This is a genomic window from Streptomyces sp. M-16 (assembly GCF_052114405.1).
Lineage (GTDB): Bacteria > Actinomycetota > Actinomycetes > Streptomycetales > Streptomycetaceae > Streptomyces.
In genome coordinates, this window is sequence record NZ_JBFRER010000044.1 from 44,218 (window position 1) to 53,301 (window position 9,084).

General features: G+C 71.2%; 8 protein-coding genes. 6 read left to right on the top strand and 2 right to left on the bottom strand.

Annotated elements, in window-relative coordinates:
• The first annotated feature begins 104 nt into the window (after nucleotides 1-104).
• A complete protein-coding gene (locus tag AB4039_RS20945) occupies nucleotides 105-878 on the top strand; it encodes an SDR family NAD(P)-dependent oxidoreductase (protein WP_266841199.1) in 774 nt (257 codons plus the stop codon).
• Between the two features lie 84 nt (nucleotides 879-962).
• Nucleotides 963-1,661: an ester cyclase gene (locus AB4039_RS20950; RefSeq protein WP_266841198.1), complete on the top strand. Its 699-nt coding sequence runs from the start codon at nucleotides 963-965 to the stop codon at nucleotides 1,659-1,661.
• Between the two features lie 113 nt (nucleotides 1,662-1,774).
• Here the strand turns inward: AB4039_RS20950 and groL are convergent, their stop codons facing one another.
• Together groL and groES are read right to left on the bottom strand one after the other, a co-directional pair.
• The gene (groL, locus tag AB4039_RS20955) at nucleotides 1,775-3,397 is read right to left on the bottom strand and encodes a chaperonin GroEL (protein ID WP_266841196.1); all 1,623 of its coding nucleotides are present in this window, start codon (nucleotides 3,395-3,397) and stop codon (nucleotides 1,775-1,777) included.
• 135 nt (nucleotides 3,398-3,532) lie between these two features.
• Nucleotides 3,533-3,841, bottom strand: coding sequence for a co-chaperone GroES (gene groES, locus AB4039_RS20960; RefSeq protein WP_008739621.1), 309 nt, complete (start codon nucleotides 3,839-3,841; stop codon nucleotides 3,533-3,535).
• 376 nt (nucleotides 3,842-4,217) lie between these two features.
• On the opposite strand from groES, the gene AB4039_RS20965 reads away from it, so the two are divergent.
• From AB4039_RS20965 to AB4039_RS20980, 4 genes are all read left to right on the top strand, one after another.
• Entirely contained in the window at nucleotides 4,218-4,898 is a 681-nt protein-coding gene (locus AB4039_RS20965; protein ID WP_266841195.1) for a response regulator transcription factor, read from the top strand.
• Nucleotides 4,891-6,258, top strand: coding sequence for a sensor histidine kinase (locus tag AB4039_RS20970; protein ID WP_266841193.1), 1,368 nt, complete (start codon nucleotides 4,891-4,893; stop codon nucleotides 6,256-6,258). Before AB4039_RS20965 ends, AB4039_RS20970 begins: the two co-directional genes overlap by 8 nt.
• A gap of 147 nt (nucleotides 6,259-6,405) precedes the next feature.
• Nucleotides 6,406-7,638: an LCP family protein gene (locus tag AB4039_RS20975; protein WP_442271466.1), complete on the top strand. Its 1,233-nt coding sequence runs from the start codon at nucleotides 6,406-6,408 to the stop codon at nucleotides 7,636-7,638.
• On the top strand, nucleotides 7,626-9,026 hold the full coding sequence (locus AB4039_RS20980) for an FtsW/RodA/SpoVE family cell cycle protein (RefSeq protein ID WP_266841189.1): 1,401 nt from the start codon (nucleotides 7,626-7,628) through the stop codon (nucleotides 9,024-9,026). Before AB4039_RS20975 ends, AB4039_RS20980 begins: the two co-directional genes overlap by 13 nt.
• Nucleotides 9,027-9,084 lie beyond the last annotated feature (58 nt).

Below are 9,084 nucleotides of genomic sequence, written 5' to 3' on the forward strand. Positions count from 1 at the left end.
GCTCGGGGCCGCTTCCGGTGACACCGCGGAGCCGGAAGATCACGAGTGCGCACGCTCCCGCCCGCACAGGCGCCCAGGCCGTGCGGGGCGGCTAGGTTGCGCACATGACGACTGCGTTGATTACGGGATCCACGGCGGGCATCGGCGCCGCCTTCGCCCGCCGCCTGGCCACCCAGGGGCACAACCTCGTGCTGGTGGCCCGCGACACCAAGCGGCTGGCCGAGCAGGCCACCGAGCTGCACGACCAGCACGGCATCGAGGCGGAGGTGCTGACCGCCGACCTCTCCACGGAGCAGGGCATCGCGGCGGTCGAGACCCGCCTCGGGGACCGTACGCACCCCGTGGACCTGCTGGTCAACAACGCGGGGTTCGGCAACAAGGGCCGCTACCTCGACGTCTCGATGGCCGACGAGCTGGCCATGATCAAGGTGCACGTCGAGGCGGTGCTGCGGCTGACCTCGGCGGCGACCGGGTCCATGCGCTCGCGCGGGCGCGGCGGAGTGGTGAACGTGGCCTCGGTGGCGGCCTTCGTACCGCGCGGTACCTACGGCGCGAGCAAGGCGTGGGTCGTGCAGTTCACCCAGGGGGCGGCACGGGACCTCGCGGGTTCGGGAGTGCGGCTGATGGCCCTGTGCCCCGGATTCGTGCGGACCGAGTTCCACCAGCGGGCGGGCATGGGGACGGACAACATCCCGGGCTGGCTGTGGCTCGACGCCGACAAGCTGGTGGCGGCGGCCCTGGCGGACCTGGCGCGCGGCAAGACCGTGTCGATCCCCGACCCGCGGTACAAGGCGCTGATGGGAGTGGTGAAGCTGACGCCGCGCGGGATCCTCGGCGGCGTGTCCTCCCGCACCGGGCGCAAGTACGGCCCCCAGTAACCGGTGTGACCCGCAGGTAAGCCTGCCAAGCGGGTGAAATCTCCCTAAACTGGACGTGTCCCATCCACCGCAGGAGGCGACGCGATGACATTCGTACAGGTGATCGATTACGAGACGAAGCGGTTCGACGAGATGAACGCGCTCATCGACCGCTACGCGGAACAGACCAGCGGCAGGCGCACGGTCACCCACACCATGATCGGCCGGGACCGCGACGCGCAGACGCACTACGTGGACCTCGTCGAATTCCCGTCCTACGAGGAGGCCATGAGGAACTCTCACCTCCCGGAGACCGACCGGATGTTCCAGGAGATGGTGGCCCTCTGCGAGGGAATGCCGAAGTTCATGAACCTCGACGTCGTCCGGGACGAGTACCTCAACAAGCTGGTCGCGAACCGGGTCTTCGACGAGATCGCCGTGAAGGGCAACTTCGACGTCATCGAGGAGTGCGTCGCGGCCGACTACATCACGCACGACATGATGGACACGGAGGGCCGCGGCAACGGCCGGGACGGGATGCGGCAGACCATCGGCATGTGGCGGGACGCCTTCGACTTCACGTTCGACAAGACGCGCCAGCTCGCCGAAGGGGACTGCGTCACCACGCTGTGGAACTGGAAGGGCACCCACAAGGGGGAGTTCATGGGGGTCGCACCGACCGGCAAGGAAGTCAGCATGTCGGGATGTATGACCTGCCGGATCGAGAACGGTCAGGTCGCGGAGGACTGGTGGTACTACGACGCCCCCGGTCTGATGCGGCAGCTGGGCATGATGCCCGGCTGACCGGACGCCCGGACGGCGCGGCAGGCGTCGACGGCACGGAGCGCAAGAGGCCCTGGTCACCCCCGCTCGGCAGCGGTGACCAGGGCCTTCTCACGCGTCAGACGGCGTCAGCCTCAGTGGCTGTGGCCGTGGCCGTGACCGGCGTCGGCCTCTTCCTCGGCCGGCTTCTCGACGACCAGGGTCTCGGTCGTGAGCAGCAGGGAGGCGATGGAAGCGGCGTTCTCCAGCGCGGAGCGGGTGACCTTGACCGGGTCGATGACGCCGGCCTTGACCAGGTCGCCGTACTCGCCGGTGGCGGCGTTGAAGCCCTGGCCCTTTTCGAGCTCGGCGACCTTGGAGGTGATGACGTAACCCTCCAGGCCGGCGTTCTCGGCGATCCAGCGCAGCGGCTCGACGGCGGCGCGGCGCACGACGGAGACGCCGGTGCCCTCGTCGCCGGTCAGGCCGAGGTTGTCGTCGAGGACCTTGACGGCGTGGACGAGCGCGGAGCCACCGCCGGAGACGATGCCCTCCTCGACCGCGGCGCGGGTCGCCGAGATGGCGTCCTCAAGGCGGTGCTTCTTCTCCTTGAGCTCCACCTCGGTGGCGGCGCCGACCTTGATGACGCAGACGCCGCCGGCGAGCTTCGCCAGGCGCTCCTGCAGCTTCTCGCGGTCCCAGTCGGAGTCCGTGGACTCGATCTCGGCCTTGATCTGGTTGACGCGGCCCGCGACGTCAGCGGCGTTGCCGCCACCGTCGACGATGGTCGTGTCGTCCTTGGAGATGGTCACGCGGCGCGCGGAGCCGAGGACGTCCAGACCGGCCTGGTCGAGCTTGAGGCCGACCTCCTCGGCGATGACGGTGGCACCGGTGAGGGTGGCCATGTCCTGCAGCATCGCCTTGCGGCGGTCGCCGAAGCCCGGGGCCTTGACGGCGACCGCGTTGAAGGTGCCGCGGATCTTGTTGACGACGAGGGTGGAGAGCGCCTCGCCCTCGACGTCCTCGGCGATGATCAGCAGCGGGCGGGAGCCGCCGGCCTGGATGACCTTCTCCAGCAGCGGCAGGAGGTCCTGGATCGAGGAGATCTTGCCCTGGTTGATCAGGATGTACGGGTCGTCGAGGACGGCCTCCATACGCTCCTGGTCGGTGACCATGTACGGGGAGAGGTAGCCCTTGTCGAAGGCCATGCCCTCGGTGAACTCCAGCTCCAGGCCGAAGGCGTTGGACTCCTCGACGGTGATGACACCGTCCTTGCCGACCTTGTCCATCGCCTCGGCGATGAGCTCGCCGACCTGCTGGTCCTGCGCGGAGAGCGCGGCCACGGCGGCGATGTCGGACTTGTCCTCGATCGGGCGGGCGGTCGCGAGGAGCTCCTCGGACACGGCCTTGACCGCAGCGTCGATGCCCTTCTTCAGGGCGGCCGGGGAGGCGCCGGCGGCGACGTTGCGCAGACCCTCGCGGACCAGCGCCTGGGCCAGCACGGTGGCGGTGGTGGTGCCGTCACCCGCGATGTCGTTGGTCTTGGTCGCCACCTCCTTCACGAGCTGGGCACCCAGGTTCTCGTACGGGTCGTCCAGCTCGACCTCGCGGGCGATGGTGACACCGTCGTTGGTGATGGTGGGAGCGCCGAACTTCTTGTCGATGACGACGTTGCGGCCCTTGGGGCCGATCGTCACCTTGACCGTGTCGGCAAGCTTGTTGACACCGCGCTCAAGGGCGCGACGGGCGTCCTCGTCAAACTTAAGAATCTTCGGCATGGGAGCGGTCAGCCCTTTCGTTGCGATCCCCGGCCGCTCACCGCGACCGCCTGGCTAGAACGAACTACGCCCCTCGCCGCCCGGCATCAGCAGGGGTGACCAGGGGCGTAGCTCAAGGCAAAACTGGAGAAGCGATTACTTCTCGACGATCGCGAGCACGTCGCGGGCCGAGAGGACGAGGTACTCCTCGCCGTTGTACTTCACTTCGGTGCCGCCGTACTTGGAGTACAGGACGACGTCGCCGACGGTGACGTCCAGCGGGAGACGCTGGCCGTCCTCGAAGCGGCCCGGGCCCACGGCAAGGACGACGCCCTCCTGGGGCTTCTCCTTCGCGGTGTCCGGGATGACCAGGCCAGAGGCCGTGGTCTGCTCGGCGTCGAGCGGCTGGACCACGATGCGGTCCTCAAGCGGCTTGATGGCAACCTTGGAGCTGGTGGTCGTCACGATCCGACCTCCCCCTTCGGAGATCCGGGGTTAACTGTCTGAGGTGGCGACCAGGTCGATCCGTCGTCGCGGGTGCCGGATCTGCCTGTCGCTGTGTTGGCACTCACCGGGGGCGAGTGCCAGACGCGAGACTATTCCGGTGATTAGCACTCGGTCAAGCGGAGTGCCAATCCAGCTCGCGCGGCGTCGTCATCCGGCCGCTCCTTGGCCGAGAACCCGAAGGCACGTGCGAGGTACCCGTGGGCACGCCTGGGTACCCGTACTCAGGCGGCGGCAGCGGCCCGCGGCCGTCGCCGCCCGGGACGCCCAGGGCGCCGGGGGCGACGACCACGAGTGTCCGGCCGGTTGACAGGGCCGGTGTGTGAGAGTGGAAGCCGTGCGCATCCTCGTGGTCGAAGACGAAGAGAACCTGGCCGAGTCCCTCCGCCAGGGGCTGTCCGCCGAGGGCCACCGCGTGGAGGTCGCCCACGACGGCCACCGCGGCCTGGAACTGGCCCTCACCGGCGGCCCCTACGACGCCGTGCTCCTGGACCTGATGCTCCCCGGTCTCGGCGGCGCCGAGATCTGCGCCCGGATGCGCGCCCACGGCGTCCCCACCCCCGTCCTGATGCTGACCGCCAAGGACGGCGAGCACGACGAGGCCGAGGGCCTCGACGCGGGCGCCGACGACTACCTCACCAAACCCTTCTCCTTCGTCGTGCTCGGCGCCCGGCTGCGCGCCCTCGCCCGCCGCGCCGCCGCCCCCGAACCCACCGTGCTGCGCGCCGGCGACCTGGTCCTCGACCCGCAGGACCGCCGCTGCCGCCGCGGCACGCACGACATCGAACTCACCGCGCGCGAGCTCGGCGTCCTCGCCTGCCTGATGGAGCGCCCCGGCCGGGCCGTCGCCAAACAGGACATCCTCGACGAGGTCTGGGACGCCCCCCACGACATCGACCCGAACATCGTCGAGGTCTACGTCTCCTCCCTGCGCAAGAAGATCGACGCCCCCTTCGGCCGCCGCTCCATCCTCACCGTCCACGGCACCGGCTACCGGATGGCCCCCGACGGTGGTTAGCAGCGTCCGCGCGCGGGCCGCCCTGGCAGCCGCCCTCGCGATGGCCGCCGTCCTGGCCGGCGGCGGACTGTGGCTGTACACCCTCATGCGCGCCAACCTCCTCGACAACACCACCGGCCGCACCGAGCTCGCCGCGCGCAAGGTCGCCGCCCAGCTCGACACCCGCACCCTCCCGCCCGGCGGGCGGCTGCCCGCGCCGGAGAGCGGCGTGGACCTGGTCCTCGTACGGGACGCGGCCGGGCGGACGGTCTCCACCAGCGGGGGCCCGCAGGACGTCCCCGGCCTCGCCGCCCTGCGCCCCGCGCCGGGCCAGGACTCCCGCTCCGTCGTGCTCGGCCCCGCGCGCCCCGGCGCGGAACGGCGGGTGGCCGTCGTCGTGCAGGCCCCCGGCACCGGCGGCGCTCCGCACACCCCCTACACCGTCTATGCGATGACCGTGCTCAGCGACGTCGACGACGCCACCCGCGCCATCGCCCTCGGACTGCTCGCCGGCGCGCCCCCGCTGATCGCCTTCGCGGCGGCCCTGGCCTGGTGGGTCACCGGGCAGGCGCTGCGGCCCGTCACCGCCATCCGTACGGAACTCGCCGCCGTCACCGCCAGCGAGCTCGACCGGCGCGTCCCCGACCCCGGCGGCGCCGACGAGATCGCCCGGCTGGCCCGCACCGTCAACGACACCCTCGACCGGCTGGAACGCTCCGACGCCCGCCAGCGCCAGTTCACCGCCGACGCCTCGCACGAGCTGCGCAACCCCCTGGCCGCCGTCCGCGCCCGGCTGGAAGTCGCCCTGGCCCGGCCGCGTCCCGACCGGGAGTCGGTGTCCGCCGCGCTGGCCGACACCGAACGGCTCCAGCGGATCGCCGCCGACCTGCTGCTGCTGGCCCGCCTCGACGGCGGACCCGCGCCGCGCTCCGAGCCCGTCGACCTCGCGCTGCTCGCCGCCGAGGACGCGGCCCGGCGGCCCGCGCCCCGGGTGCCGCTGCGGCTGGCCGCGCCCGTACCCGTACCGGCGTACGGGGAACCGGCGCGGCTGGAGCGCGCCCTGGCCAACCTGGTGGACAACGCCCTTCGGTACGCCCGCTCCGGGGTCCTGGTCCGGGCCGTCGCCGAGGACGGCTGGGCGGTGCTGGAGGTCACGGACGACGGTCCTGGCATCCCGGAGGCGGACCGGGACCGGGTCTTCGAGCGGTTCGTACGCCTCGACGCGGACCGGGGGCGGGCCGGGGGCGGCACCGGGCTGGGCCTGGCCATCGCCCGGGAGATCGCGCGGGCCCACGGAGGCGACGTACGCGCGCTGCCGGCCCGGGAGGGGGCCGCGGGCTCCCGGCTGGAGCTGCGCGTGCCCACGCGGCGCAACGGCTGAAAACCGCCGCCGGGCGGGCGCCGGGTGCGCCGCCGGGCGGGCGCCGGGTGCGCCGCCGGGACGGGCTGCGGGGGCGGGCCGACGGGACGGGCTGCCGGGGCGTGCGCTCAGGATTCCTTCAGCGGGCCTGCGCCAGCATCGACAGGCATGAGCGCGCATCGGAGGAAGACCAGCCGCCGCCGGCCCCCGCCGCGGCGGATCGGGCGCACCCTGCTGATCACGGGCTGCGCGCTGACGGTGATGGCGGGCGGTACGGCCTGGTACCTCTACCGGGACCTCGCGTCGAGCATCGGCAGCTCCAGGGCCCTGGAGGGCGCCGAGAAATCGGCGCACGGGGACGTGAACATCCTGCTCATCGGCCTGGACAGCCGCCGCGACCAGAACGGCGACGAGCTGCCCGATGAGGTCCTCGACAAGCTGCACGCGGGCAGTTCGGACATCGGCGGCTACAACGCCAACACCATGATCCTGCTGCACGTACCGGGCGACGGCGGCAAGGCGAAGGCCTTCTCCATACCGCGCGACGACTTCGTGGACATCTCCGGCGTGCCCGGCCACGGGAAGGACAAGATCAAAAAGGCGTACGGGCTGGCGAAGGCGGCGAAGGAGGACCAGCTCTCCGCACAGGGGGTGAACGACCGGCGACAGCTGGAACGGGAGGGGCGCGAGGCGGGGCGCAAGGCCCAGATCGACACGGTGCGCGGCTTCCTGGGCGTCCCGGTCGATCACTTCGCCGAGCTGAACCTGGCCGGTTTCTACCACCTGGCCGACGCGCTGGACGGCGTACCGGTGTGCCTGAGGAAGCCGGTGAAGGACAAGTACTCGGGCGCCGACTTCCCCGCGGGCCGCCAGACCCTCAACGGCGCCCAGTCCCTGGCCTTCGTACGGCAGCGGCACGGGCTGGAGATGGGCGACCTGGACCGGACGAAGCGGCAGCAGGCGTTCCTGGCGGGCGCGACGCAGAAGCTGAACTCGGCCGGGACCTTCACGGACCCGGTGAAGCTGCTCAAGCTGATCGACACCGCGAAACAGGACGTCGTGACGGACGCGGGCTGGGATCTGCTGGCCTTCGTCAAGCAGGCGAAGAACCTGTCCGGGGGGAAAGTGCAATTTACGACACTCCCCGTGGAGGGGTTCGGAAGGAACCATGGGGAGGACATCAACGTCGTAGATGATATGAAGATAAAGCGCCTCATAGCAGAGCAGATCGGTCCCCAGGCCACTGCGACCCCGAGTGCACCGGGCGCCGCCTCCTCACCCTCTTCTCCCCCTCCCGCTCCCCCTTCACCCTCCTCCCCCGCCGCGTCCCCGCCGGCGCCCCCCTCCCCCGGGGAACAGCCCGGCACCATCGACGGCGGCGGCATACCGTGCGTGGACTGAGGCCCCAGACGGTCTCGGGGGCGCGCCGCCGCACCGAGGCACTGCTCCTGCTCCTCGTCATCGGCATCGCCGTCTTCGGCCACGTGAGCGCCGGGCTGGCGATGAACGGGGAGCTGCCGCAGCAGCTCGTCAGCTTCGTCATCAGCCTGACGCTGCTGTCCCTGGTGGGACACCTGGGCATCCGCCGGTTCGCGCCGTACGCCGACCCGCTGATCTTCCCGCTCGCCATGCTGCTGACCGGGCTCGGCCTGGTGCTGATCCACCGCCTCGACCAGGGGTACATCGAGCGGTACGGCTCCGACGCGAACGCGCCGGGCCAGCTGATGTGGACGGTGGTCGGGGTCGCCGCCTGCATCCTGGTGGTGGCGCTGCTGCGCGACCACCGGCTGCTCCAGCGGTTCATCTACATCACGATGGCCGTCGCACTGGTACTGCTGATCGCGCCGGCGTTCTTCGGCGCGGACACGTACGGCGCGAAACGCTGGATCATCCTCTTCGGCTTCTCGCTCCAGCCCGGCGAGTTCGTGAAGATCATGATCGCGATCTTCTTCGCGGGCTATCTGGTCATCCACCGGGATTCCCTGGCCCTGACGGGCCGGAAGTTCCTGGGGATGCGGATGCCCCCGATGCGGCAGCTCGGCCCGATCGTCACGGTGTGGATCGTGTCCATGCTCGTCCTCGTCTTCGAGCGCGACCTGGGCACCTCGCTGATCTTCTTCGGCGTCTTCGTGGTGATGCTCTACGTGGCCACCGAGCGCACCAGCTGGATCGTGTGCGGTCTGCTCATGGCGGCGGTGGGCGCCTTCGCGGTGGGGTCGACCGAGCCGCACGTGAAGGCCCGCGTGGCGGCGTGGCTCAACCCGCTCTCCTACTACTGGAAGGACCGCCCGCCGGGCGTCACCTCCGACCAGTCGGCACAGGCGCTGTTCAGCTTCGGCACCGGCGGCGTCTCGGGCACCGGCCTGGGGATGGGCCACCCCGAGCTGATCAAGTTCGCGGGCCGCAGCGACTTCATCCTGACGACGGTCGGCGAGGAACTGGGCCTGGCCGGCGTCATGGCCGTCCTGATCCTCTACGCCCTCCTCGTGCAGCGGGGCCTGCGGATGGCGCTGGCCGCGCGCGACCCGTTCGGCAAGCTGCTGGCGGTCGGCCTGGCCTCGGCGCTGGCGCTCCAGGTCTTCGTGGTGGCGGGCGGCGTCACGGGTCTGATCCCCCTGACCGGCAAGGCCCTGCCCTTCCTGGCGAAGGGCGGCTCCTCCCTCCTGGCCAACTGGATCATGATCGCCCTCCTCCTCCGCATCAGCGACAGCGCGGAACGCCAACGCGAGGCGGACGCCCGAGGCCCGGCGGAAACGACGATCACGCCGGTGGTGGCGGCGGGGCGGTGAGCGGGCGGGGGCGGGGGCGGGGGCGGGGGCGGGGGGCGGAGCCACCCGCCGGGCCGGC

Coding starts and splice junctions, on each gene's coding strand:
- AB4039_RS20945 (WP_266841199.1), top strand. CDS start 105: ATGACGACTGCGTTGATTACGGGATCCACGGCGGGCATCGGCGCCGCC.
- AB4039_RS20950 (WP_266841198.1), top strand. CDS start 963: ATGACATTCGTACAGGTGATCGATTACGAGACGAAGCGGTTCGACGAG.
- groL (WP_266841196.1), bottom strand. CDS start 3,397: ATGCCGAAGATTCTTAAGTTTGACGAGGACGCCCGTCGCGCCCTTGAG.
- AB4039_RS20975 (WP_442271466.1), top strand. CDS start 6,406: ATGAGCGCGCATCGGAGGAAGACCAGCCGCCGCCGGCCCCCGCCGCGG.